The 25,611-nt window shown below is 69.8% G+C and carries 22 protein-coding genes and 1 pseudogene; 12 read left to right on the top strand and 11 right to left on the bottom strand.

The features are described from left to right. Positions 1-5 precede the first annotated feature (5 nt). From panD to OG792_RS14910, 3 genes are read left to right on the top strand one after another with little or no spacing between them, the layout of a single operon-like run. Entirely contained in the window at positions 6-422 is a 417-nt protein-coding gene (gene panD / locus OG792_RS14900) for an aspartate 1-decarboxylase (protein ID WP_329111270.1), read from the top strand. 32 nt (positions 423-454) lie between these two features. Then, positions 455-1,411 (top strand): class I SAM-dependent methyltransferase, encoded by a 957-nt coding sequence (locus tag OG792_RS14905; protein WP_329110186.1) that lies wholly within the window; start codon positions 455-457, stop codon positions 1,409-1,411. A 32-nt stretch (positions 1,412-1,443) separates the two neighbouring features. Further along, a complete protein-coding gene (locus tag OG792_RS14910; RefSeq protein WP_329110187.1) occupies positions 1,444-2,787 on the top strand; it encodes an acyltransferase domain-containing protein in 1,344 nt (447 codons plus the stop codon). Here the strand turns inward: OG792_RS14910 and OG792_RS14915 are convergent. Genes OG792_RS14915 through OG792_RS14930 form a run of 4 tightly spaced genes read right to left on the bottom strand, consistent with a single transcriptional unit; the run spans position 2,779 to position 6,203 of the window. Continuing rightward, complete coding sequence (locus OG792_RS14915) at positions 2,779-3,336, bottom strand: DUF2087 domain-containing protein (protein WP_329110188.1); 558 nt, start codon at positions 3,334-3,336, stop codon at positions 2,779-2,781. The genes OG792_RS14910 and OG792_RS14915 overlap by 9 nt on opposite strands. After that, a complete protein-coding gene (locus OG792_RS14920) occupies positions 3,333-3,665 on the bottom strand; it encodes a DUF6204 family protein (RefSeq protein ID WP_329110189.1) in 333 nt (110 codons plus the stop codon). Before OG792_RS14920 ends, OG792_RS14915 begins: the two co-directional genes overlap by 4 nt. 30 nt (positions 3,666-3,695) lie before the next feature. Beyond that, positions 3,696-5,366 (bottom strand): MFS transporter, encoded by a 1,671-nt coding sequence (locus tag OG792_RS14925; protein WP_329110190.1) that lies wholly within the window; start codon positions 5,364-5,366, stop codon positions 3,696-3,698. A gap of 57 nt (positions 5,367-5,423) precedes the next feature. Further along, positions 5,424-6,203, bottom strand: a complete 780-nt coding sequence (locus OG792_RS14930; protein ID WP_329110191.1) for a TetR/AcrR family transcriptional regulator — start codon at positions 6,201-6,203, stop codon at positions 5,424-5,426. Between the two features lie 27 nt (positions 6,204-6,230). Between OG792_RS14930 and OG792_RS14935 the strand changes: the two genes are divergently transcribed. Together OG792_RS14935 and ccrA are read left to right on the top strand one after the other, a co-directional pair. Further along, complete coding sequence (locus OG792_RS14935) at positions 6,231-7,472, top strand: cytochrome P450 family protein (protein WP_329110192.1); 1,242 nt, start codon at positions 6,231-6,233, stop codon at positions 7,470-7,472. Positions 7,473-7,611: 139 nt separating this feature from the next. Next, positions 7,612-8,997, top strand: a complete 1,386-nt coding sequence (ccrA, locus tag OG792_RS14940; RefSeq protein ID WP_329110194.1) for a crotonyl-CoA carboxylase/reductase — start codon at positions 7,612-7,614, stop codon at positions 8,995-8,997. Between the two features lie 86 nt (positions 8,998-9,083). On the opposite strand, the gene OG792_RS14945 is transcribed toward ccrA, so the two are convergent. The 4 genes from OG792_RS14945 to OG792_RS14960 all read right to left on the bottom strand — a co-directional run bounded on the left by OG792_RS14945 (position 9,084) and on the right by OG792_RS14960 (position 13,584). After that, positions 9,084-10,721: a vWA domain-containing protein gene (locus tag OG792_RS14945; protein ID WP_329110195.1), complete on the bottom strand. Its 1,638-nt coding sequence runs from the start codon at positions 10,719-10,721 to the stop codon at positions 9,084-9,086. Between the two features lie 17 nt (positions 10,722-10,738). After that, the gene (locus tag OG792_RS14950; protein WP_329110196.1) at positions 10,739-11,794 is read right to left on the bottom strand and encodes a hypothetical protein; all 1,056 of its coding nucleotides are present in this window, start codon (positions 11,792-11,794) and stop codon (positions 10,739-10,741) included. 166 nt (positions 11,795-11,960) lie between these two features. Next, entirely contained in the window at positions 11,961-12,863 is a 903-nt protein-coding gene (locus tag OG792_RS14955; RefSeq protein ID WP_329110197.1) for a helix-turn-helix domain-containing protein, read from the bottom strand. 73 nt (positions 12,864-12,936) lie between these two features. After that, positions 12,937-13,584, bottom strand: coding sequence for a zinc-binding dehydrogenase (locus OG792_RS14960; protein WP_442932418.1), 648 nt, complete (start codon positions 13,582-13,584; stop codon positions 12,937-12,939). Here OG792_RS14960 and OG792_RS34695 point away from each other — a divergent pair. Then, positions 13,571-13,654 (top strand): annotated as a pseudogene (locus OG792_RS34695) (hypothetical protein); the annotation flags it as partial. The gene OG792_RS14960 and the pseudogene OG792_RS34695 sit on opposite strands and share 14 nt — an antisense overlap. Positions 13,655-13,895: 241 nt before the next feature. Continuing rightward, complete coding sequence (locus OG792_RS14970; RefSeq protein WP_329110203.1) at positions 13,896-14,087, top strand: ATP-binding protein; 192 nt, start codon at positions 13,896-13,898, stop codon at positions 14,085-14,087. Between the two features lie 66 nt (positions 14,088-14,153). Here the strand turns inward: OG792_RS14970 and OG792_RS14975 are convergent, their stop codons facing one another. After that, positions 14,154-15,026: an NAD(P)-dependent oxidoreductase gene (locus OG792_RS14975; protein ID WP_329110204.1), complete on the bottom strand. Its 873-nt coding sequence runs from the start codon at positions 15,024-15,026 to the stop codon at positions 14,154-14,156. An 89-nt stretch (positions 15,027-15,115) separates the two neighbouring features. Here OG792_RS14975 and OG792_RS14980 point away from each other — a divergent pair, with 89 nt between their 5' ends. Then, entirely contained in the window at positions 15,116-15,727 is a 612-nt protein-coding gene (locus tag OG792_RS14980) for a TetR/AcrR family transcriptional regulator (RefSeq protein WP_329110206.1), read from the top strand. 349 nt (positions 15,728-16,076) lie between these two features. Here OG792_RS14980 and OG792_RS14985 read toward each other — a convergent pair whose 3' ends face one another. Continuing rightward, a complete protein-coding gene (locus OG792_RS14985) occupies positions 16,077-17,492 on the bottom strand; it encodes an MFS transporter (RefSeq protein ID WP_329110207.1) in 1,416 nt (471 codons plus the stop codon). A gap of 141 nt (positions 17,493-17,633) precedes the next feature. On the opposite strand from OG792_RS14985, the gene OG792_RS14990 reads away from it, so the two are divergent. After that, the gene (locus OG792_RS14990) at positions 17,634-18,278 is read left to right on the top strand and encodes a CatB-related O-acetyltransferase (RefSeq protein ID WP_329110208.1); all 645 of its coding nucleotides are present in this window, start codon (positions 17,634-17,636) and stop codon (positions 18,276-18,278) included. A 756-nt stretch (positions 18,279-19,034) separates the two neighbouring features. On the opposite strand, the gene OG792_RS14995 is transcribed toward OG792_RS14990, so the two are convergent. Beyond that, entirely contained in the window at positions 19,035-21,623 is a 2,589-nt protein-coding gene (locus OG792_RS14995) for a M64 family metallopeptidase (RefSeq protein WP_329110209.1), read from the bottom strand. A 388-nt stretch (positions 21,624-22,011) separates the two neighbouring features. Between OG792_RS14995 and OG792_RS34700 the strand changes: the two genes are divergently transcribed. From OG792_RS34700 to OG792_RS15005, 3 genes are all read left to right on the top strand, one after another. Further along, on the top strand, positions 22,012-22,185 hold the full coding sequence (locus tag OG792_RS34700; RefSeq protein WP_442932473.1) for a DUF1272 domain-containing protein: 174 nt from the start codon (positions 22,012-22,014) through the stop codon (positions 22,183-22,185). A gap of 455 nt (positions 22,186-22,640) precedes the next feature. Beyond that, a complete protein-coding gene (locus OG792_RS15000) occupies positions 22,641-24,260 on the top strand; it encodes a class I adenylate-forming enzyme family protein (protein ID WP_329110210.1) in 1,620 nt (539 codons plus the stop codon). Next, complete coding sequence (locus OG792_RS15005; RefSeq protein WP_329110211.1) at positions 24,257-25,576, top strand: MFS transporter; 1,320 nt, start codon at positions 24,257-24,259, stop codon at positions 25,574-25,576. The genes OG792_RS15000 and OG792_RS15005 overlap by 4 nt, the downstream gene beginning before the upstream one ends. Positions 25,577-25,611 lie beyond the last annotated feature (35 nt).

Here is a 25,611-nt window from a genome sequence, read left to right on the forward strand (position 1 = left end):
ACGTGTTGTACCGCGAAATGCTCAAGTCGAAGATCCATCGCGCGACGGTGAAGCAGGCCGACCTGCACTACGTCGGGTCGATCACCATCGACTCCACGCTGATGGCCGCCGCGGATCTGCTGCCCGGCGAGAAGGTTGACGTCGTCGACATCGACAACGGTGCCCGCCTCAGCACGTACGTCATCGGGGGTCCGGCCGACAGCGGCATCATCGGCATCAACGGCGCCGCGGCCCGGTTGATCAGCCCGGGCGATCTGATCATCATCATCTCGTACGCCGCGATGGCCGAGGAGCAGGCCCGTTCCTACCGACCCAGCGTCGTCTTTGTCGACGCCGACAACCGTCCGGTACGGATCGGCTCCGACCCGGCCGAGGTGCCCGACGGCGTCGAGCTGATGCGCGGCGACACCGTCAGCGCATGACCGATCTTCATCCGGCGAACTCGGAGACCGCAATGAGCGACCCTGACGTCATGACCGCCTTCACCAGCGGCCTCGCGGACATCAATCTGGACGAGTCCAGCACCCCGCGTACGGGCGCGCGGGCGGCCGGGATGAAGTCGGCCAGCGCTTCCATCTACGACATGGCCGCCACCCTGTCCGGCAGGGGCGACCTGTGGAACTGGGGCATGGACGACCCTACGCTCGTCGCGGAGATCCAGGCCCTGCTCCCCGGATTCACCGAGTTCGGCACGGACGGCTTCAGCGAGCAGTTGTACTACCTCGCCCTGCGGGACCTTCCGATCGGCCTCGACGACTACGCCGGTCGGGTGGTCCTGGAGGTCGGCTGCGGAATGGGGGAGGGGCTGAACTTCCTGTCCCGGATCGCCCACGGCGCCCGGATGACCGGGCTTGACCTGTCGCCCAGGGCGGTCGCCAGGGCCACGGCGACGCTATCCCGGGGTGAGGACCTGCGCTTCGTGCGGGGCGACGCAGAAGAACTGCCCATCGAGGACGGTTCGGTGGACATCCTGGTCAACATCGAGAGCTCGCACACGTACCCCGATCTGGAGCGCTTTCTCCGCGAGGCCGAGCGCGTGCTGCGGCCCGGCGGGATACTCACGCACATCGACGTGTTCACGCGGCAGCGCTTCCGGACGATGCGGCGGATCACCGAGGAGATCCACGGGCTGAAGTGGATCGCCGACCACGACATCTCCGCCGAGGTCCGCGCGGCGGTGCGTCGGCGGATGGCCCCGGACAGCCACTTCCGGCGCGTGCTGGACAGGCAGCGGATGAACCCGTTGGTGCGACGGATCGCCGCGCACAGCCAGATCCTCATGTTCGGCGGCATGTTCGCGGGCTACCAACCGCCCACCTCCATCAGGGTCCTGAGCAAGCTGGGCATCGTGCCGTGGATGAGCGGGCTGCCGATGGAGAGCTACCGGCACCAGGTCGCCGTCCGCACCTGACCCCGTCCACCACGCGTACGAAGGGAGGGCACGTGGTCGCACGGCTCTTCGCCGTCGCCGCCGACACCGACGACGGCCTGCTCGCGGCGCTGCGTTGGCACGCGGATCGGATCAGGGCGGGCCGGGACCTGCCCCCACTGGCCCGGTACTGCCAGGATGCCGGGGTCCGCACCGCCGGTCGACCGCACCGGGTGGGCTTCGCCGTCGACTCGTACGACGACCTGGCGACGCGGCTGACCGAGGTACTCGCGGGGGAGGTCGACCGCGTCCCGGCGGAGTTCGGGGCGCGTCGCCCCGGCCTGGTGTTCGTCTTCGCCGGGCAGGGCGCCCAGTGGCCCGGGATGGGACTGGAGTTGCTGGCCACCGAGCCGGTGTTCCGGGCCGCGCTGCGTCGCTGCGACGAGCAGGTCCGGCAGTTCGCCGGCTTCTCCGTGACCGAACAGTTGGGGCTCGACCCGGCGGCGTCCCGGCTGCACGAGATAGACGTGCTGCAACCGACGATGGTGTCGGTGCAGATCGCCTTGGTGGCGCTGTGGCGCGACTGGGGAGTGACGCCCGACGCCGTGGTCGGCCACAGCATGGGGGAGATCCCCGCCGCGTACGCCGCGGGGGCGCTGACCCTGCCCGATGCCATGCTGATCGCGTGCCGGCGCAGTGCCCTGCTGCGCCGGATCACCGGCAAGGGCGCGCTGGCCACCACGGAGCTGTCACCGGCGCAGGCGCATGCGCTGGCTGCGGCGAGCGCGGGGAGGATCAGCGTCGCGGGGGAGAACAGTCCCCGGTCGACGGTGCTGGCGGGCGACACCGAGTCGCTCGCCGCGCTGGTCGACGATCTCAACCAGCGTGATGTCTACTGCCGGATAGTCCGCGGTACGGTCGCCTCGCACAGCCACTACGTCGACGAGTTGCGGGACGACCTCGACGACGCCCTCCGCTCGTTGGCCCCGACGCCGACGCGGTTGCCGATGTACTCGACGGTGACGACGGAACGGGTGCCCGGCACGTCACTCGGATCCGGGTACTGGATGAGAAACCTGCGCGAACCCGTCCGGCTCGCCGCCACGGTGCGGCGTCTCGCCGAGGACGGTCACGAGGTCTTCGTCGAGATCAGTACCCACCCGGTGCTGCTCAGCAGTGTGCGGCAGACGCTGGCGAGCGCCGGACGTCCGGGGCAGCTGGTGTCCTCCGGCCGCCGGCGGGACGAGCGCCGGGCAATGCTGTCGTCACTCGGCACGCTGTACGCGTGCGGTCGCGACCCGCACTGGCCGGCGCTCGCCCCACCGGGTCCCGTTCCTGCCCTCACCCCGTACCAGGCCGCTGTCCTGGACGCCGTACGGTCCCGACGGTCGGCCGTGGTGGCGGTGGGTTCAGGATGAGGGCGCCGGACCGACCTGTGGGACGAGCCGGTACCGGCCCGACTTCCGGTCCAGGGACCCGGCGTCGACGAGGGACCGCCGCAGGGATACCACGTCCACCGGGCTGCCCTCACACCACGGCCGGAGCCTGTCGGTCACGGTGCGCTCGTCGTACTCGTCACCGGGACCGAAGGTCGTGTCCGCCACGTGGCGGAGCACGGCCCGGCGGCTTTCGTCGTCCTGCTCGGGCAACTGGACCAACAGACCGCCGCGGATGTAGCCGCGCAGCCGGGGGTCCGGCTGTGCGGCGGCTTCCTCTTCCTCCTCGCGACGCCGGGCCAGGTCTGCCGCCTCGGCGAGAACCTCCTCGTCGACGGCCAGCCGTCCGGGGCCCTCGGCAACGAGCAGGCCCGCCTCGAAGAGCTGCCCGATGGCCTCGGCGGCCTGTGGAGCGGCGAGGCCGGACGCGTCGAGGATCTCCGAGGGCTTCGACGCGCCCAGGGACACGGCCGAGAACACGCGACGGTGGGTGGGGTCGGAAAGGAGGATCGCGAGTGCTTCTGGCGTCATCGTCCCCGCCGCCGGATCTTGATGCTGTCGAGGTCGGTCGCGACGGACTCAAGGTCCTGGAAATCGGCACCGAGCGCCCGGATGGCGGCCGCGGCGAGTGCTTCCGCCCTGCCGATCACCACCGCCTCCTTTTCCTCCTCGGTGGCCGGGACGAGGCACCGGAAGGTGAACATGAGCAGGGCCCGCTCGTAGGTGACGGTGCCGTCGAGGGTGAACCTGGCCTGGAACAGGTTGTGCTCCTCGGCCTCGGCGAGCAGCCTGGCCCGCTGGCCGTCGTCGAGCGGCGCGAACTTGCCGCGCACGATGACCTGGTAGGTCTTACTGGACATTGCGGGGGACCTCCGGAATCGGGGTGGGTGTCAGGACATCGTCGGTCGCGGCGGTTGGCGCGGCAGGAAGAACAGGAGGCAGATCACCGCCGCCAGCCCACCGGCCGCCCAGTACATCGCCTCGCTGAAGGTGGCGATGAACGTCCGCTTGTGGATGTCGGTGAGGGTCGCTTCGATCGTGGCCCGCTGGTCGGGGGCGCCGTCCGCGGCGAGGGTACGACAGCTGTCCGGTACGGCCGTGAGGTCCGCCTGACCGAGCGAGTCGGTGGCGCAGGTCCTGATCGCCGCCGACTGCGGTGCCGCTGCCTGGACGGCCGACACGACCCGGTCCGCCTGCGGCCCGGCGTTGCTGGCGAGGGCGGAGAAGAAGATGCCGCCGATGATCGCCACACCCAGGGCGGCGCCCAGCTGCCCGGCCGCGTTGATCAGGCCGGACGCGGCACCCGCCTCCCGGGGCTGGACCTCGGTGAGGGTCATGCCGGTCAGCGGCGCGAGCAGCATGCCCATGCCCGAGCCGAGGAGCAGCATCGGCGCCACGGCGTGCCACGAGGTGATCGCGGAGCCGACCTGTTGGGCGGTCCAGGCGTAGAGCAGGAGGCCGGCCAGCATCATCAGCGAGCCCGCGAACAGGCAGTTGCGTCCGTACCGGGGGAACAGCTTGCGTACGGCGAGGTTGCCGGCGATCGGGACACCCACCGAGAACGGGATGGCGGTCAGTCCGGTGTGCAGGGCCGACCAGCCGAGTCCACCCTGGAGGTAGAGCGTCCAGCTGAGGAAGAAGCCCGCCGGAATGCAGCTGAAGAGCAGTTGGGTGCCGACGCCGGCGCCGAACGTCCGGATCCGGAACAGCGACAGCACCACCAGCGGCGACCCGTCCTTGCGGGTCTTGTAGTGCTCGTAGAACACGAACAGCACGAGAACGGGTACGGAGGCGACGAGCGCGATGATGCTCCACCCGGGCCAGCCGAGTTCTCGGCCCTGGAGCAGCGGCAGCAGCAACAGCAGCAGTCCGACGATCGCCAGGACCATGCCGACGATGTCCAGCCGGGTGGCGCGCGGCGACCTCGACTCACGCATCCACAGGCCGGCGGCGACCAGTGCCGCTATGCCGATCGGCAGGTTGACCGCGAAGATGGTCCGCCAGCCCAGGCCGAACGGGTTCCAGTGGATCAGCACCCCGCCGGCGAGCGGTCCGGCGACGATGGCCAGGCCGATCATGCTGGCGTACAGGCTGACGACCCGGCCGATCTCCTGCGGCGGGAATGTGACGTGGATGATCGCCAAGACCTGCGGCACCATGATCGCGGCGGCGACGCCCTGCAACATCCGGGAGACCACCAGCATCTCCGCGCTCGGGGCGAAGGCACACAGGGCGGAGGTCAGCACGAAGCCGGCGACCCCGGTCAGGAACATCTTCTTACGACCGAAGATGTCGCCGAGTCGCCCGCCGGTGATCAGGATGACCGCGAAGCACAGCGTGTAGCCGACGGTCACCGCCTGGATGGCGGCCGACGAAGCGCCGAGATCCTCCTGAATGCTCGGAATCGCCACGGTGACGATGTTGACGTCGAGCAGGTCCATGAAGGTCGCGACGAGCAGGACCATCAGCGCCAGCCAGCGTTTCGGGTCCAGCTCGGGGGTGTCGACGACAGGCGGATCGACGGCCGGGGCCGGCCGTGCCGTCTGCACTTCCTCGCTCATTGGTTGCACTCCAGTTCTTCCGTGGGTCGGGGTCGGCCGGAGCGGCCGTCCCCGGGCTCATGCGCGAGGGGTGCCGTCTTCGGGGTCGGGCGGGTCGGTGGGCTCGGTCGCACCGGTACGGGCCAGCGCGGTCCACGACCTCATGAGGAGGTCGACCACGTCCATCACGCTCCCGGCGATGCTGTCGGCGGGGGAGAGCGCGCGTTGGATGGACAGTCCGTCGTCCAGGGCGTGCACGATCAGCGCCAGCAGTTCCACCGGCGCGGGCGGTGGGACCGAGCGGGCGGCGAAGCCCTGCCCGAGCGCCTGGGCCATCGCCGCACGGGAACGCCGCTCGCGATCGGCCAGCAGCGGCAGCATCTCCGGGTCCCGCAGTCCGTAGAGCCAGAGTTCGGTACGCAGGGCCAGCCAGCTCGCGAAGTTCCTGTCCCGTTCGCGGTGCCAGCTGCGCAGGTGCTCGATCGTCTCCTCGAACGAGCCTGCCCGCTGACTGAGCGCCTGGACCTCCTCCAACTCGTGCTCGGTCCGTTGTTCCAGCAGGGCCAGGACCATCTCGTGCTTGCCGTCGAAGTTGCCGTAGAACGCGCCTCGGGTGTAGCCGGCGCGTTCGACGATCTGCTCGACCGAGGTGCCGTTGACGCCGCACTCGGCGAACAGTTCGGCGGCCGCGTGCAGCAGTTCCCTTCGGGTGATCTCACGGCTCTCCTGCCGGGTCAGCCGTTTATTGATGGTGATCGACCTCCTCCGTGAGACTCGGATACAGTACCGTATCCTGATACAGGATCGTATCTGGATACCGGCAAACCTGCCTTGAAGTGGCCAGAATGCCCGAAGCACGACAGTGCGGCACGAAGGCCAGACGTCATGAGCGATCGAATGGGGATGATGGTGACCAGAGCGTTCGACTGGACGGATGTCGAGTTCGATCTGTCCGACGTGAACTTCGTGACCGACCGGGAGGCCGGGGAGCGCTGGCTCGGCGCCCCTCGCCCGGTGTGCCCGGGCCGGTTCTCCGACGGCAACGACGTGTACGTCGTCACGCGGTACGAGGCGGTCCGCAGCCTGTTCGCGGACTCGCGGGTCAGCAACCACCCGCCGGAGGGGGTACACCTCGACAGCATGCGCAAGCGCGGTGTGCCCGAGGAACTGCTCAAGTACTTCGACTCCACGATCATGACCATGGTGCCGGAGGACCATCGCCGGGTGCGTTCCCTGATCGACAGGGCGTTCTCCGTGCGCCGGGTCCGTACGCTCCGCCCCCGGATCGAGAGCCTGGCCGACGATCTCCTCGATCGGATGGACCCGGCGGGGGAGGCCGATCTGGTCGCCGACTACGCCCATCCGATCTCCACCACCGTGATCTGCGAGCTGCTCGGCGTTGATGACGAGCACCGGGACCGGTGGCTGAAGTGGACGGAGGCGTTCACGACCTTCGTCCGTCCGGACCCCGTACTGCTGCCGCCCGCGCTGCGCGGCATGGTCGACACGGTCGTGAAGCTGATCCGCGCGCGTCGTGTCGAGCCCGGTGACGACCTGATCTCCGACCTGGCCCGGATCAGCGACGAGACCGGGAAGCTCGACGAGGTCGAGTTGGTCGCCCTCGTGCTCGTCCTCGTGCAGGCCGGCCTCGACACGGTCCGGCACTCCATCTCCCTCAGCTTCTACAACCTGCTGACCCACCCCGACCAGCTGGAGTTGGTCAGGACACAACCCGAGCACACCGTCCGGGCGGTGCGGGAGCTGATGCGCTACGCCGGCCCGATCAAGATGGCGCTGCCGCGCTTCGCGGCGGAACCGATAGAGGTCGACGGGGTCACGATCCCGAAGGACGGCCAGATCCAGCTCGTGGTGGGTGCCGCCAACAACGATCCGGAGCGGTTCGCGGACCCACGGACCCTGGACGTCACCCGGTCCGACAATCCCCAGCTCAGCTTCGCGGCCGGGGACCACTACTGCCCGGGAGCGGCCCTCGCGACGGCGGAGACGGAGATCGCGCTGAACAAGTTGTTCGCCCGGTTCCCCGGCGTGCGGCTCGTCGCCGATCCGGAGGAGGTGGGTCCGAGGTTCCTCCGGGCCGTCTCCCGTCTGCCCGTCCGGCTGGCGTGACCGCGGCCTCGACACGATCCGCGCCGGGTGCGCGGGTGATTCCGGTGCCGGCCGCCCCGCCGCCGGCAACCGGGTAGCGCGATTCGGTCGGCTCGCCGTTCGTGCATCTTTCATCAGTTGCGTTCACGGAGGAGCTCGGATGAAAGGCATTACCAGCGCCATCCTCAGTCAGAACCTGACGTCGGACGACTTCGCGGCGCTGCCGATCCCGGAAAGCTATCGTGCGATCACGCTGCACGCGGACGAAGTGGAACTCTTCTCCGGGGTCCCGGTCCAGGACCGGGACCCGCGTAAGTCGGTGCACCTCGACGACGTCGCCGTCCCGGAGGTGGGGCCCGGCGAAGCGCTGGTGGCGGTGATGGCCAGCTCGGTGAACTACAACACCGTGTGGTCGTCGCTCTTCGAGCCGATGCCGAGCTTCCGGTTCCTGGCCCGGTACGGCAAGCTGTCACCGCTCGGCCGCCGTCATGACCAGCCCTACCACGTGATCGGCTCGGATCTCGCGGGCGTCGTACTGCGTACCGGGCCGGGCGTCTTCGCTTGGCGGCCCGGCGACGAGGTCGTGGCGCACTGCCTCTCGGTGGAGTTGGAGTCGCCCGACGGGCACGGCGACACAATGCTCGACCCGGACCAGCGCATCTGGGGATACGAGACCAACTATGGCGGCCTGGCCGAACTGGCCCTGGTCAAGGCGAACCAGCTGATGCCCAAACCCGCGCACCTGACCTGGGAGGAGGCCGGCACGCCGGGGCTGGTCGCGTCGACGGCGTACCGGCAACTCGTTTCCAGGAACGGCGCCGCGATGAAGCAGGGCGACAACGTGCTGATCTGGGGTGCCTCCGGTGGCGTGGGCGCGTTCGCGACGCAGTTCGCGCTGGCGGGCGGGGCCAACCCGGTCTGTGTGGTGTCCAGCCCGACGAAGGCGGCGATCTGCCGGGCGATGGGCGCCGAGGCGGTCATCGACCGGGCCGCGGAGGGATTCGAGTTCTGGAAGGACGAGCACACCCAGAATCCCGCGGAGTGGAAGCGGTTCGGCCGCCGGATTCGTGACCTCACCGGCGGGGAGGACGTCGACATCGTCTTCGAGCATCCCGGCCGGGACACCTTCGGCGCCTCGGTGTACGTCGCCCGCAAGGGCGGCACGATCGTGACCTGCGCGTCCACCTCCGGCTTCCGCCACGAGTACGACAACCGTTACCTGTGGATGTCACTCAAACGGATCGTCGGATCCCACTTCGCCAACTACCGGGAGGCATGGGAGGCGAACCGGTTGATCGTCAAGGGAAAGATCCACCCCACGCTGTCCGAGACGTACGCCTTGGAGGACACGGCCCAGGCGGTGTACGACGTCTACCGCAACCGGCACCTCGGCAAGGTCGGGGTGTTGGCGCTGGCACCCCGGGAGGGACTGGGAGTCCGCGACTTCGCCATGCGCGAGAGACATCTGGACGCGATCAACCGCTTCCGGGTTCGGCCGACCGCCGACCGGTGCCGAACTCCGCAGGCGGGCGGATTCGCGTTCTGATTCGCCGGCTGCGGGCGTGGCCGCGCCGGTCCGGCCCCTGCCGCCGGAACTCGTGAGCCGGACAGCGGCAGGGGCCGGGACGACGACTACTGGTAGCCGCGGATCTCCTTGAACACGGCGGCCAACGGGCCGGTCCGCGCGTCGAACGTCCGGCCGCCGGTCAGTGCCGAGATTTCGGTCATCTCACCCACGTTGCCCTCGCCGAAGAGCAACGTGAAGACCGGTACGGCCTTCGTCGGAGCCGGCAGTTTGGCGTGGTACGCGCGGAAGTCGGCGAAACTCTTCCCGACCGTCCGTTCCCCGTCGGTCAGCAGCACCACCGAGGTGATCCGGCCGGGTTCCGCCGCGTCGAGTTGGCGGGCCAGGTCGAGACCGGCGACGAGCGCGTCGTAGACGGCGGTGTCGCCAACGGCGGCGAACCGCCGGACCTGGTCGCGGATCTGGTTGAGCGCCGGCTCCCGGTTGGTCTCCGGTACGTCGAACCGGCGGGACGCCGCCGGCCTCGTGCTGAACGGGAGCAGGATCACCTGTTCCCTACCGTTGAACCGGGTCAGCGCTCCGGACAGCGAGGTGTCCGCGCCGGAGAGCCCGAGCAGCGCGGTCTTGAGCCCGTCCAGCCGTGCGCCACGCATCGAGCCGGAGGTGTCGAGCAGGTAGATCGTCCGGGCCGGCCGGCGTAGCGCGTCGCCGAAGCCGGTCACCAGTGCGGTCGCGGCGTCGTAACGGGACGGGAACGGCAGCTCGACCAGACCACCGTCGACCGGGCCGAGCACGTCCGCCGGTTCGACGCCGGGCACGGCCGGGCGGCGGAAGGTGGTGTCCATGATGCGGCGTTGGGTGCTCGGTCGACGCAGGTAGTCGGCGATCGCCGCGTAGTTGGTGCGTGCCTGTTCGGACGCGCCGGCGAGCAGCGTGAGCGGATAGTCGGCGGTCACCACGCCGTCCGCCGGGTGGACGATCACCAGCGGTTCGGACAGTTGCCCACCGTGGTTCAGCGACACGAGCACGGACTCGTAGTTGATCAGCCCGTCGACCGGGGCGTCGCCGGTCTGCCGTTTGACGTACGCGTCGGCCAGCCACCCGGACGACCCGGCGGTGAGCGACTGCCCGGCGAAGAAGGGCCGGAGCCGGGGCGTGAGCGCGTTGATCTCGGCCGTGGTCAGCGCCCGACCGGTGCCGGCGAGGGCGGCGGCGACGCTCACCAGCGCCGAGTAACCGGAGTTCGATGCGGCCGGATTCGTCATGCCGTAGGTGAACCGGCCCGCTCCGGCGGCTTCCGCAATCTCGCTCCAGGTCGGGCGGGTCCTGTCCCAGCCCAACCGCTGCGCCACCGACGCCCGCAGACCGAGCACCACCGGGGAGTTGGCCACCTTGGTAGTCACGTCGATCTTCCCGGCCGCGTCCGGGTGCAGCTCCAGGTAACGATTGCTGGAGAACCAGATCGCGTCCTGGTCGGCCGCGGCGGCACCGGAGACCACGCGCTCGATTCCGTCGAGCGTCCCGATCTGGGTGAGTTGCACGCGTACGCCGGTGGCCGTCTCCGCGTCGGCCAGGACCGGATCCAGGTCGGCCAGCTCGGAGCCGGCCAGCACCCGCAGCACGCCCGAGCCGCGCTTGTACGGGGCCTCCGAACCCTCCGACGGTTCGGGTCGGGTCTGGCCGGTGCACCCGGCCACGGCGGTGAGCAGCACCACCACCAGGGACAAACACGCGGTACGGCGCACTCGTGGTCTCCTTGTCGTCACGGTCGTAGGCGTACATCGAGAGTGGTGAGCAGTGCTTCGACGGCGGCCGGGGCGGGTGGTTGCACCAGGTCGCCGATCCGGGCGGGCAGCGCCGCGCCGCCGGCGGACAGCCCGGCCAGCACGGCCGCGGAGATCGACTCGTCAGCGGTACGGAAGCCGTGCTCGGCGGCGAGCCGGAGGAGTTCGGGATCGGTGTCCAGGAGCCGGCCGACCCGGTCTCCCGGGCCGTCGAACGCGACCAGCGTGTGTACGCCGCTCACGGTCGGCGAGAGATACAGCAGGGTGGCGTTGCTCGGCAGGGTTTCGGAACGGGCCGCCTCGACGTACTGGGCCTCGTAGGCGAGCACCAGCGGCGCGAAGTTCAGGGCCTGGGTCAGATACTTCTGGAACGGGTCGTCGGTCGACCGTTCCAGGCCGCCCTGGTCGGCGAAGAGCCGGACCACCTGGTCGACGGCGGGGCTGTCGTCACCGAGTTGCCGGGCCGCCAGCCAGGCGTAGGCCGCGGCCGAACCGGAGTCGCTCGGATGCGTGGTGGTGAGCAGGATGTCCCGCCGGGCCGGGTAGGCGACGTTGCCCGCGATCTGGTCCCAGCGCACGTCGCGGTGCGCGAGGTCGAGGAACCTGTCCAGGTCGAGCACCCAGTGGCCCTCGGGCGCCCGGTGTGCCGCGCCCTGCCCGGCGAGCAGGTCGACGATGGGGGTGAAGGTCGCGACCACCAGCGGCGATTCGAACGGCGCGTACGAGCCGACGGCCGGACGGACCTGGCGTACCCGCTCGGCCGCCTGCTCGCTGCCGGGGAAGGCGAAGTCGTACCGTCCCAGTGGAACGGTCGTCGACATCTCACCCGAGCCGCGCGCGTCGACCTCCACCCGGAGGCCATGGTCGGCGAGGGCATCGCGTACGCGTGGATCGGCGAAGAAGGTTGCCTTCTCCGACCCGACCACACCACGAACCGGTTCCAGACGCTCGGGTACGGCAAGGTAGTAGCCGATCCCCGCGCCGAGAACGGCGAGGATGACGATCGCGATCACCAGGATCCAGGGGCGCCTCACCGGCCGATGGTGGGGGCCGATCGCTTCCAGCACGGGGCACGGGCGGTGAACATTCGGCGAACGGTCGCTGTCCGGCTCGTTCGGCGGTACCACGCCTGAGTGGACGACCACGATCGTCACGCCCCGGCGCCGGGCGCCGGGGCGTGATCGGCCGGGTGTGCGTGGGTTACGAGTGGGCGCGCAACGCGGCGCCGAACCACTCGAAGGCGGGAACGCCGGGCGGGAACGGCGGGCGGCCGTTCAGCACCCCGACGAGCTGCCAGTAACGCTCGACCCGCCGGTCGGTGAACGTCTCCAGTTGGTCGGCCAACCTAGCGCGCTCGGCGGCGGGCAGGCCCGGGTCCACGATCCGGTCCAGCACCGCCCGCCCCTCGGCCGAGCGCGGGTCGACCCCGGCGGCCACCGCCGCCCCGGCGTGTTCGAGTACGCCCGACGGCTCGTACCCCTGCGGGCCCGGGTTCCGGGGTGCGGCGGCGCCGGCCAGCGCCATCTGCCGTACCCGATCGGCGAAGCTCGCGTCGCCGACGAGCTCGGCCAGCTCCAGCCACGCGTCCACCTGCTCCGGCGTCGGATCGGCCGGCAGTTGCCGCATCGCCTGCCCGATACCGGCGCCGGGTGCCTGCGGGTCGATCCCCTCGAACACGCGGTCCACGAAATCGTCGATCATCCGCTGCCGCTCCTGGGCGGAGAGGCGGGCCAGATCATGCATGAGTCTCAACTCCTCGATTGTGCTGTCCCGTTGCGCGACCGACCGCAGTACCGCCCGCTGGAGCGCAAGCGCACCGATCCGAGCGTCCATGGCCCGTACGTGTGCCCGGGCGACGTCGCCCACCGTGCTCTGCCGGTCCAGGATCCGCCGTACGGTGTCGAGGTCCAGACCCAGCTCGCGCAGGGTCCGTACCAGGTCCAGGCGGGCCACCGCCGCCGTGTCGTAGAGGCGGTACCCGCCGGCCGAGCGCCCGGCCGGCGGGACGAGCCCACTGTCGGACCAGAACCGGATGGTGCGTACCGACAGACCGGTACGCGCCGCGAGCTGTCCGATGGTGAACAGGGTGCTGTGGTCGTTCACGGGATTCAGCCTCAACCCTCCAGCCGCTGGAGACTCAAGTCCGATTCTCGGCCATCGTGGGCCCGTACCCCGGTCAGAACACGACCGCAACCTTGCCCGCCAGCCCGCCCCGCTGGAACCGGGTGTGCGCGGCGTGGATCGCCGGCAGACCGAAGATGGCGTCGACGCGGGGCGTGAGCAGGCCCCGGTCGACCAGTTCGACCAGTTCGGCCAGTGCCGCCAGGGCCGGGCCGTCCTCGCGCACCTGGTGGATGGTGGTGCGGACACCGCGTGCGGAGAGGTCCGGGACCGGCCCGGCCTGGGTGGCGATCGAGGCGTACCGTCCGCCGTCGGCGACGGCTCGGTGACGAACGCTCCGAAGGTGTCGAAGACCGCGTCGTAGCCGCGCCGGGGAAGGACCGCCGGGTCGGTGGTGACGGTGGCAGGGCGATTTTGCCGCCGGTGACGAGCGTGGCGAACGCCGGACTGAGCAGTCTGTCCGTCGTGAGCGCGCGGGCGAAGGCGAGCAGGTCCGACCCTGCTGTCGGCGGAGAACATGTCCCAGCGGGTCCCGGTCACCACACCCGCCGACGAACTCGCCACCCTGGCCGAAACCGTCAACGGCATGCCCGATCCTGTCCGGCATCGCCGATCGGGACCGGCTCCTGCACAGCCAACGTCTGTTCGTCGCCAACGCCGCCCACGAACCCCGTACGCCACTGACCACCGTGCATACCGCCATCGACGTGACGCTCGACGGTCGACCCGGCGCCGACGAGCTGCTCGTGATGGCCGGCGACATCCGCGACGCAGTCGAACACAGCCAACGGACCCTCGACGGGCTGCTCACCCTGGCCCGCGGCCAGACCGGGCCCGGCCGACAACGCGCCGTCGACCTCGCGGACGTGGTGGCCGACATCGTCGACGCCGTACGAGAGCGGGCGGCGACCCATCCGGTCGAGCTGCGGACCGAACTGCGACCCGCCCCGATCACCGGTGATCCCGTCCTGCTCGACCGGATGGTCAGCAACCTCATCGACAACGCCGTCCGGCATGTTCGAACCCTTCGTCCGGGGTTCGGCGAACCATTCGCGAAGCGACGGCGGGGTCGGCCTCGGCCTGTCCATCGTGCGCGCGGTCGTCGACGCCCACCACGGGCGACTCTCCAGCACCGTACGCCCGACCGGCGGGCTGGACATCACGGTCCACTTCTCCGGTAGCCGGCGGCGCCGCGCCGTCGGGTGACGGCGCCGCGCCGCCGCACCCGGTGGGGTGCGCCACCCTGTCGAAGACCTCGATCCGGTACGGCGGTCAGGCCGCGGCCTTTCTGAAGACCTCGACCAGGCTGGTGAAGCTGTCGGTGGCGTGGCCTTCGGCCATGCCGCGCCGGAAGATCTCCAGTACCGCGCTGGGCAGTGCGGCGTCGATGCCCGCGTCCCTGGTGGTGTGGACGACGTGGTCGACGCTCGCCGTGCCCATGGCGAGTCTGTCCACGTCGCCGGGGTGCTCACCGGCCTCGATCCGGGGCGCGTAGAACTCCATGAAGGACGGGATCGAGGAAAGCGTGGACGTGGCGTACGGCAGGAACTCCTTCGCGGAGATGCCGTTCGCGTCGGCCAGCGCGAGGGCGTGCAGGTAGCTGAGCATGGTCGTCCAGAACATGTCCATCTGAAGCTGGTAGTACAACGCGGCCAGGCCCGGGTCGGATCCGCGGTAATCGGTGCCGGTGAGCACCCGCAGCGTGTCCCGGTGCGCCTCGAAAACCTCCTGCGGGCCGCTGTAGAGGGTGGAAAATTCCGGGCTTCCGATGCCCGACGGTGGCGTCTGCACCCCTCCGGTGAGGTACCGGGCGCCCCGCTGCTCCACCCATTCGGCTGCCGTACGCGCTCGCTCCGGGGTGTCGGAGCTGAGGTTCACGACGACCCGGCCCGGCAGTGCCGCGGCGGCCGGTTCGAGGATCGCGTACATCGCGTCGTGGTCGGTCAGGCTCAGGATCACCAGTTGGCTGGCGGTCAGTGCCTCGGTCGTCGTGGCGGCCCGGCCGGCACCCCGGGCCACCAGCGCGTCGGCCCTGCTCGCGGTCCGGTTCCACACGGTCACCGGGTGGCCGTTGTCCAGGAACGCGGTCACCATCGCCTGTCCCATCGGACCGAGACCGATGACCGTTACTGCCTGCTTGTCCATGCGAACCCCTCGACTAGAACGAACGCTCTATCCAATGGGGAGCGTAGCAGGACTCTAGAACGATCGCTCTATCTAGTAGCCTTCGGTGCATGAGGACCAAGCCACAGCGCGACGGGGCCGTGCGTACGGGCGGCACCCCCGGCACCCGCGACCGGATAGTCGTGGCGACCTCGCGGCTGATGCAGCGGCAGGGTTACGAGGGGACCGGCATCAAGCAGATCGCCCAGGCGTCGGAGGCCACCCTCGGCTCGGTCTACCACTTCTTCCCCGGTGGAAAGCGGGAGCTGGCGGCCGAGGCGGTTCGCCACGCCGACCGGGAGTTCGCCGACCTCCTGCGCCGGGCGCTGGCCAGCGCGGACGATCCGGCCGAGGCGGTCATCGCCTGCTGTCGGGTCCTGGCCGAGGGGCTGCGCGACTCCGACTGGTTGGACGGTTGTCCGGTCACCGCCACCGCGCTGGAGACCGTCGGCCGGGACCCGGACCTCCAGCAGGCGGTCGACCAGGCATTCGGGCACTGGCAGAGCCTCGTCGCCGACAAGCTCCGGGGTGCCGGCGTCGACGAGGAGAGCGCCCGTGACCTCGCCTGCACCGTGATCAACACGCTGGAGGGTGCCGAACTGACCGCTCAGGTGTCCAGAAGCGCCCGCCCCCTGGACGTCGCGGGCATGCACCTGGCCAGGCTGATCACCTCCTACCTGTAGGTGAGGTTCTCGCCCCTGGGGTCGAGCGTGCGGCGCGCCGGCCCCGGCACCGGCGGCTTCTCCCTGCGGGACGACCTCGACTATTCCGGTGGGGACTCGGTTGTCGCCAACCGCTACACCTACGGTTTCGGGCAACCCGCTGGGCTTCGTCGACCCGGACGGGCACTACCCGACCCCGTCAGGAGGGCTCGGGCGACTCCGAGCGGTATTGGTTCGTCGGGGCCCCGAAGCCCAACCTTCCGGATGAGCTGACCGTCGAGCAGGTACAGGCGGGGAACTTCCCCGCGTGGACACCTCGCCCCTCCCTGCCACTCGGCGGTTGGCTGCCTTCCAGCTCACGGATCCAGCCTCACCGCCGCTTGCGCGGCAGGGCGCTGAACAGCGGCGGGGACGACCACGCGGGTTCCCCGCGACCCTGGAAACGCTCCAGGTCCGGCGTTTCCAGGCGTGGACGGCCCGACAGGTACAGCCCGGTTGCGCCGACGAGCCCGACGGCGGCGATGGCAAAGCAGATCCAGAGCGCGGCCCGGGTGCCGGCTGTCCGGTCACTGCCCAGGTTTCCGGCGAGGAAGACCAGGATCGGAGCGGTCAGGAAGGCGGTCATCGCCCGCAGCAGCTCGATCAGGGCGAACACCCGTTGCAGCATGCTCGACCGCAGGGACAGGCCGGCCAGGAAGAGGGCCGGCGAGACCGCCGCCGCCACGCCCAGCCCGATCAGGCCGGTGGCCGCCGCGAGGGTGGGACTGACCGACGGGAGTGCGACCACCAGCAGCACCGCGGATGCCGCCACCATCAGCAGCCCGCCCGCGGTCAACAGCGGCGTGAACCGGGTACGGAACAGTGCCGCGAACAGTCCCGCGACGGCGACGGCGGCGACGACCTCGGGCAGGAAGATGAGCGCGGTGTTGGTGGGTGTGCTGTCGGTACGCAGCACCGCCAGGAGCAGTTCCATGGCGCCGAAGGCGGCCGCGCTGGCGGTGAGCGCGGCGAGGATCCCGGCCAGGGGGACCGAGGTGGCCAGCGCCTTGACCGGTACGAGTGGGTTGGGCAGCCGGTACTCGTAGACGACCAGGAACGCGATCAGAGCCACTCCGGCGACCAGCGGGACCACCGACTGCACGTCGGCGTCCCCGCTGGCCTGGAGTTGGCCCGCGCCGTAGAAGGCCGCGCCGCAGCCGGTGACACCCAGGGCGAGGGCGACGAAGTCCCAGGGCGCGCTCGGGTCCTGCGGTGGGGTGTCACGGAAGGTCAGGATGGAGAACAGGAGTGCCAGCCCGGCCACTGCCGCGGCACACCAGAACAGCAGTCGCCAGCCCTCCGCTGCGGCCTGAAGCGCGCCGATGGTCGGGCCGGCGGCGACCGCGCCGAAGATGCACAGGTTCAGGATGCCGGCGCTGATCGGCATCTTGCTCGCCGGCCAGGAGGTGACCAGCGGGGGCAACGCGGCGATCAGCATCAGGCTGGTCAGCAGCCCCTGAGCGATGAACGCACCGATGAACACCGTCCCGTTCGGGGCCACGGCGGCGAGGATGGACGCGACGAAGAAACAGACCTCGTAGATGATGAGCATTCGTCGCGGCGGGAGATGCATGGCCAACTGCGCGGCCAGCAGTGTGCCGACGGCGTACGCACCGGCGGAGAGGCTGACGGTCACCTGCAACGTGGTGCGGGAGATGTCGAGGCTCCTGGAGATGATCTCTCCGAGCGAGAGCACCGCCACCGTCAGGACCAGGAACGGGACCAGAGAGCAGACGACGAGGGCCACCGCCCCCGGGTAACTTTTTGCGAGAGGTCCCTGCACCTGCGGGCCTTACCCATGGCACACCTGATTAAACTGGGACCCACTCACGACGCCGGCTTGGAATAGGATGGGCTACCGGCCGTTCCCGAGCTGAGAGCCGATTCCGTGAACCAGGTCCCCGCCGATCCGACAGTCCTTCACCCGATTCCCGGCCAGCGGCGGGTGGTGTTGCTGAAGCCGCTGGTGACCTCCGAGCTGATCGATGTCGGGGACTACACCTACTACGACGACCCCGACGATCCCACAGCTTTCGAGACCCGCAACGTGCTGTACCACTACGGTCCGGAACGGCTGGTCATCGGCAAGTTCTGCGCGCTGGGAACCGGGGTGCGGTTCGTCATGAACGGCGCCAACCATCGGATGGACGGCCCCTCCACCTTTCCGTTCCCCATCATGGGCGGATCCTGGGCCGCGCACTTCGACCTGCTCACCGGCCTACCCGGTCGCGGTGACACCATTGTCGGCAACGACGTCTGGTTCGGTTACGACTCCATGGTGATGCCCGGCGTACGGATCGGGCACGGCGCGATCGTCGCCTCCGGTGCCGTTGTCGTCGACGACGTTCCCGACTACGGCATCGTCGGCGGCAACCCGGCCAGACTTCTCCGGACCCGCCACGACAGCGACGACATCGCCCGCCTCCTGGAAGTGGCCTGGTGGGACTGGCCGGCCGAGCACATCACCGAGCACCTCCGGGTCATCATGTCCGGTACCGTCGACGATCTCGTCAAGCTCGCTCCGGGAACCTGACCGACCCCATCCCCGGCCCACGTCGGGCCGGGCGCGCGCTTTGATTCCGGCCTGTTGTGGCGCCCGGAATCGGTAGGTTGCCGGAAATCGAGGCGTCCTGTTCGGCCCGCGGCCGACCCGGATCACGAACAGTGGATCCGGGTGAAATCGTTTCACGGACTCCATCATCTGAGGTGATGTCCCCGGAACGGTCCCGGTAGAAAGATTGCCAGGGACTCGGGGAGGTTGCGTTGGCTATCGATGACGTGTATGGGCGCACCACCGGTGTGGGCGTACCGAACGAATGACGGGCGATGGTCGGTCGGACGGCCTGTGCCTCGCGGGTGGATGACGGGCGCTCGTACGAGCGGTCGAATCCCCGCCACGAACGAGACGGTGTACGTCGACGACCGACGGCAGATCACCAATCGCGATGCTTCTCGTCCGTCAGGTTCCAATCGAAATAAAACGCGTTCCGCTGTACCGGTGGAAGGGGAGCGGTCGCGCGGGAGGTCCCGCCCGACGCGGTCGAACCGATCCGGGTGGCCGTCGCGGTCGACGAGTCCGGCAGCCATCAACCAGGGCATCGCCTTCCTGTCCACCGTCGACGACAGCCGCCCACGGGTGCTGCTCCTGCTCACCGACGGGGAACTCGACGTGCGCGGCCACACCTACTACGGCGGCGACCCCGACGACCACGAGATCCCGAAAAGCGCGGGTGGTGGGTCGGCCCGGGAGCCGACCCACCACCCACCACCCGGCACACGACGGCGCCGGTCAGAGCCGGGCGCAGTCGCCGCTCTTCGAACCGTTCACCCTGTTCGGCGCGCCGAAGTCCCGCACCGGCGCGCTGTTGCCCGAGCAGCTCAGCGAACCGTTGAACCGGTTGCCGACCAGCACCGGACCGTACGCGCCGGCGAGCCGGCTGTAGCGTTCGTTCGCGGAGACCTGGGTGTTGCCGGAGAGCGCGAGCGCCCCGTTGAAAGTGGTCCCGGCGACGGTCAGGTCACGGGTGGTGCCGGTGATCTGGGCCGCGCCGTTCAGGCTGGAACCGAACATCTGTACCGCCTGCGCCCCGGCGGACACCAGGGTCCCGTTGATCGAGCTGTCCCGGACCACCAGCGAGGCCCCGGCGCGTACGGTCACCGACCCGTTCACCTGCGCGTTGGTCAGGCAGGTCACGCCCTGCTCGACGACGACCCGTGACTGGCGTCCGGTCAGCGTCGTCGTGCACGTCGGCGAGGATCCCGGCAGCACGGTGGCCCGGTAGCTCTCCGCCGTGCCGATGTTGCCGGCCGGGTCGATCGCCCGGTGCTCGACCAGGTGGGTGCCGAAGCCGGGAACGAACCCGCCGCTCGGGTGGTCGTCGGGCAACGTCTGCTCGAACGTGGCCCGGGACAGCCCGCCGGTGCCGAGGTTGCCGTACGTCAGCGCCTTCACGTTGGTACCGGAGTGCCGGAACTGGAACGGTGACGCCGGCATCGGCTGCTCGGGGAACCCGAAGTAGTTGAACCAGCCGTCGTTGTCCAGGCGGAGCTGACCGACGACGTACCGCTTCTCGTCGTATCCGCTCTGGTCGTCGCGCGGATCCAGCCACATGTCCCACCCGTCGAAGTAGACCGGGTGTTCCACCGCGCCGGGCAGCGTGGTCAGCGGCGCCGACAACGTACGCGGTGCGGTCGGCAGCGCGTGGTCGACCGTCCACTCGACCCGGTCGGAGACACCCGGCGCGGCCGGGTCGGACACCGTCGCGACCAGCCGGTGGGTGCCCGGCGTCAGCCTCAGCGCGCCGAGGTCGAGGGTCCGCCGGTTGTCCGGGTTCGGCACCGCCGTGCCGTCGAGCGACCAGGTCACGTCGAGGATCCGGTCGGTCGGGTGGTTCGTCTCCACGAACACGACCTCGTCACCGGCGACCGGCTGGGTGGCGATCGTCGCCGAGGTGATCTCGGCGGCGGGTGCCGACGGGGTGGCGGTCGTGTCGCCGACCACCCACTGGCGGGTCTGCACGAACCGGGGTCCGTTGTAGCCGGAGTCCGAGGCGGTGTTGTTGGTCGACGGGTTGCGTACCCAGTCGGTTCCCTCCGGGCCGACCGGGTCGCGTACCTCGACGTGCACGACCGTGCCGGCGGGCAGGTTCAGCGGACCGAGGTCGAGGCTGCGGTTGTTGTCCGTGTCCAGCACGGTGCCGTCCGGTCCGCCGACCCGCCAGGTGACCCGCAGTTCGTGGTAGCGCGGCTGCCCGGTCTCGACCCACAGCACCCCGTCGCGGGGTACGGTGCCGAGCGGCGTCTGCCGGAGGTTCATCTGCCCGGCGTTACGCATGCCGGTGATCCGGGCGACCATGTTCTCCCGGCCGATCTGGTCCAGGTCGAACCCGATCCACCGCATCATCGAGTGCTCGCTCGGGCGGCGCTGGCCGCACGGGTACGAGCCGCCGCCCTCGTGCAGCCCGATCGTGCCGCCGGACAGGCTCTCCTCGCCGAGCCAGCGGAACCACTTGTGCTGGTCGGCGGTCATCTTCTGTTCGTCGGTGTAGACCGTGTGGTGGAAGCTGCCCGGCTCGTTGCCGGTGTAGCAGTTGCGGACCACGTCACGGGAGCTGTACGGGTACTCGTCGGCCAGCGTGCCGAGCGAGTGACCCAGCTCGTGCAGCGAGATCAGCGGTCCCTGCGGCGAGCCGCCGGAGGTGGTCGCGTTCGTGCCGCCGATGCCGCCGTAGGTGAACGTGTTGAAGATGGCCAGCGACTGCACGTTCTGCGAGGTACGCGGGATGCCGAGCACCGGAGCCACGTACGTGTCCATGATCCGGTTGTACGCCTGGTTGCCGGTCTCGCAGGGGTTCACCCCCGGCGGATAGTAGGCGGCGAAGCTCTGGCAGTTCAGCGGCGCCCCGCCGTACACGGTGCCCCGCGACAGCGGGTCCCGACAACCGTCCTGGTAGATCATTCGCAGCGCGGTGTTCTTCGCGTCGATCGGTCCCTCGCGCTCGCCGGTGTCCCGGACCGTCCCGTCCGGGTTGCGGACCCGTCCGTCCGGATCGCAGCGGACGCCGTAGTCGATCGAGGCGAGTTCGACGGCGTAGACGTTGATGTAGTCGCGGTACGTCCGGAACGGCTCGGTGGCCCACATGACCGCGAGGTTGCGGTCGACGTCGGCGAAGAAGAGGCTCTGCTGGTCCGCCTGGTAGCCGTCACCCATGATGACCAGGTTGAGCCGCTCGGTGGTCGGGCCGGTGACCTGGATCGGATGGACCTTCGGTTCCGGCAGCGGGGCCGCCTCCTGCGCCAGCGACGCCGGGGCGGGACCGGCGACCAGCAGACCGGCCGCCAGACCCACCACCGCGAGAGTTGCTTTCCACCGTCTCACAAGCTTCACCTCACCTCTCAGGTGCCGGCACGACGTCCGGCACTCGACCGGGAACCGCACCGTCGCCTGATGGCCCGACCGCCGCCGCGATTCCCCGCCATCGATCCAAGGTCGACCGACGGTATCCGCCGGTCTCGATCGGCGGCACCGGACACCTGACGGAAGTTCGGCCGCCATGATCCGTCCAACGTCGCAACCGGTCGGCGACAACGCCGACGTGGACGAGCCCCGCGTCGGCGTGCGGGCGCGACTGGCGTGGGGTCGGGTCGGGCGCGACTTGCGTGGGGTCGGGTCGGAACGGACGATCCTGGTCGTGGGCCCTGGGCCCCGCCTCGCGACCGCGCCGCCGAGCGTCATCAGCCGATAGCATCGCTGCATGGCGCTTGAGATGCGTACGGTATGCGAACGCTGCGACGCACCGCTGCCGGCCGACGGGCCGGCGATGATTTGCAGCTATGAGTGCACCTTCTGCCCGGCGTGCAGTGAGCAGCTCGGGGGGATCTGTCCTAACTGTGCCGGCGAGCAGGTGTCCCGGCCTCGGCGGACGATTCGGACAGCCTGAAAGCCGCCTTCCGGGATGGCCGGTGTCGTCGCGCCGGTGGCGCCGCACAGCCGGTTGGCGCAGCACAGACCGCCTCCGGCGGAATGGTGTTCGGAGCATCATTCCGCCGGAGGTCTCGGGCTGCCGTGGTCACCCCGTCAAACGGGGGTGACCGTCGCGATTATTCCGCGACGACGAACTGGGCGTCGCTGACTACGAACTGCGCGTCGCTGACCACGATCTTGGACATATTCACCTCCAACCGTTGTGGGCAATATAAAGCACTTCTCGGCCCGCTGGGAAGCGATGATTTTCGATCATGATCAGGTCGCCGACCATGGGTAATGCGCTTTGTGACAGTTGAAAAAACTGTGGTGAGGGTGGGCGGGGCCGTCGACCGTATAGGTATTGCGACCGTCACGGCACGAGGCCACTGCGGACGCTATTGGCTGTCTCCGGTCGACCGAGGAGTGAATATGGACAAAGGCTCGTCTATCCCGGAAAACTACGTCGCGCGCGGTCTGGAACTCTTCGCCGGGTACGGCGACCGCGAGGCGCTGGTGGGCGGGGACCGCAGGCTGACCTACGCCGAGCTCGGGGCCGCTGTCGTGGAGCTCGCCACCAAGCTGCGCCACCACGGGGTACGGCCGGGCAGCGCCGTACTGATGATGCTGGGCAACCCGCCCGAGGCGCCGATCACCCAGCTGGCGCTGCACCTGCTCGGTTGCCGCACCATCTGGATCATGCCGGGCAATCCCGAGCGCCTGTTCGAGGAGTACGTGCGGCTGCTGGGTGAGTCGGACGTCCTGATCTACGACCACCGCAGCCACGCCGACAACGGTCGTGACCTGAGCGCCATCAACCCGCTGGTCCCGGCGCTCTGTTTCGGAGCCGGTGGGGTCGGGCCGGACCTGCTCGCGCCGCTGCCGTCCGACGCCGCGCCGCTGGACCTCGGTGACGTGCTCACCGAGCCGGAGTCGGTCTTCCAGACCAGCGGCACCACGGGCACGCCGAAGCTCGTACACCATCGCAACAGCTTCTTCGCCCAGGCCCAGGCGCTGGCGCTGGCGTACCGGGACTCGGGGATGCCGTCCCTGCGGCAGTACTCGATCTCCCCGTTCTGGGCGGTCAGCGGCCAGATGACCGCGTTTCTGGTGATCTTCGGCGGCGGGCTGCTGGTGCTCGGCGAGACCTGGGACCCGGAGGAGTTCCTGGACACCATCGAGCGGGAGAAGATCAACGGTACGTTCGTCTCGCCGGCCATGTTCTACCAGCTGCTCGACCACCCGGCGACGGCCACCGCCGACACGTCCAGCCTGTTCATGTTCAACATCGGCGGCGCCGGGGCCAGCCCGGCCCGGCTGCGCGAGGGCATCGAGCGGTTCGGGCCGGTGCTGCGCATCATCTACGGGCTCAGCGAGTCCACGATGATCACCACCCAGCCGGGTCTGCGGGTCGACCCCGAGCACCCGGAGCGCGTCGGCTCGGTCGGCACCGCCTACGGCGACGTACGGATCGAGGTGCGCGCCGAGGACATGACAACCGTGCTGCCGGTCGGCGAGATCGGCGAGGTGTGGATCCGCAGCAACCTCAACATGGCCGGTTACTGGGGCCAGCCGGAGCTCACCGCGCAGACCATGGTCGACGGCTGGATCCGGACCCGCGACCTCGGCCACGCCGACGCCGACGGGTACATCTATCTCGTCGACCGGATCCAGGACGTGATCATCACCGGCCTGGGCGCCCGGAAGATCCACTCCAGGGTGGTGGAGGACGTCATTGCCACCCACCCGCAGGTCCGCTCGGCGGCGGTCATCGGCGTGCCGGACCCGATGCTCGGCCAGGTGGTGCACGCGTACGTCATCGCCGCCGACCGTAGCGAGGTCACCGGCGAGGAGATCAGCGCACTGGTCGCCGACAGCCTGATCAGGGCGGCCGCACCCAGGACCGTGGAGTTCGTGGACTCGCTGCCGCTCACCCGCTCGGGCAAGGTGGACAAGAAGGCACTGCGCGGCGCGTACCTGGCCGCGCACGATCTGCCCGAGGGCGTGCTGCTCGAACACGTGGCGGTGGCGGCGGGCCGGGACAGCGCATGAGGGCGAAAGTCCCCTACCTCGCGCTGCTGGTCGCCGACACCCTGTCGACGCTGGGTAGCCGGATTTCCCTGCTGGCCATCCCGTGGCTGGTCTTCGTCACCACCGGCAGCCCCACCAAGATGGGCATCGCCGCCGCCGCCGAGATGCTGCCGTACGTCGTCACCGGGGTGTTCGCCGCGCCCCTGGCCGATCGGATCGGGCTGCGCCGCACCATCATCATCGCCAATGTCGGCAGCATGCTGGCGATGGCGGCGATCGCGGCGTGGAGCGAACTGGACTACCTGGTGCTGCTCGCGCTGGTCGCGATCGCCGGTGGGCTGCGCGGGATCGGCGACCGCTCCAAGAACGCCATCAACCGGCCGATCGCCAAGGCCGCCGGCATCCCGATCGTCCGGATGACGGCCCTGTACGAGGGGTTCACCCGGGCGGCCGGCCTGGTCGGGGCACCGCTGGGCGGTGTGCTGATCTACTGGCTCGGCGCGGCCGGGGCGATCTGGATCGACGCCGCCACGTTCGGGATCTGTGCACTGCTGATCATCATCTGGGTCAAGCCGCCCCCGCCGGAGCCCGTGCCGCCGAACGCGGACGGCACACCGGCGACCCCGCCGGCCAAGGAGCCGTACTTCGTCGCGCTCAGGGGTGGGTTCGCGCACCTGGTCACCGACCGGCTGCTGTTCGCGCTGGTGCTGATGACGACCGTCACGAACCTGTTCACCCAGGCGGCGGCCGGGGTCTGGATCCCGCTGTGGGTCAACGACGTGCTGAAGTCCCCGGCGGCGCTCGGCCTGGTGGCGGGCGCGTTCGCGGCCGGCGCGACGCTGGGCAGCATCGGCTTCGTCCTGGTGGCCACGAAGGTGCCGCGCTACGCCACCTTCGTGATCGGGCTGATCATCGGCAGCGCGCCACGGTTCATCGTGATGGGCCTGAGCCACGACCTGACCCTGGTGCTGGTGGTGACCTTCCTCGCCGGCCTGTCCATGTCGGCGGTCAACCCGATCATCGGCGCGCTGATGTACGAGCGGGTCCCGATGGCGTTGCAGACCCGGGTGTTCGGCCTGGCGGCGGCGTTGTCGTTCATCGGCATCCCGCTGGGCGGGCTGCTCGGTGGATGGTCGGTCGACTGGCTCGGGCTCACCCCGGCGATCCTGACCGGCTCGGTGATCTTCCTGGCGATCAGTCTGGTCCCGTTGCTGTTCCGGGAGGGTTGGCGGGGCATCGCCGCTCCGGCGAAGGACCCCGACGCCCCGGCCACACCGGTACCGGACGCCGCCGCGACGCAGGCCGCGCCCCAACCCGCGGCCACCGGCCCCAGGTAGCCGCGGGGCGGACCGGAACGTCGATCGAAGAGGGG

Source organism: Micromonospora sp. NBC_01699 (genome assembly GCF_036250065.1).
Lineage (GTDB): Bacteria > Actinomycetota > Actinomycetes > Mycobacteriales > Micromonosporaceae > Micromonospora_G.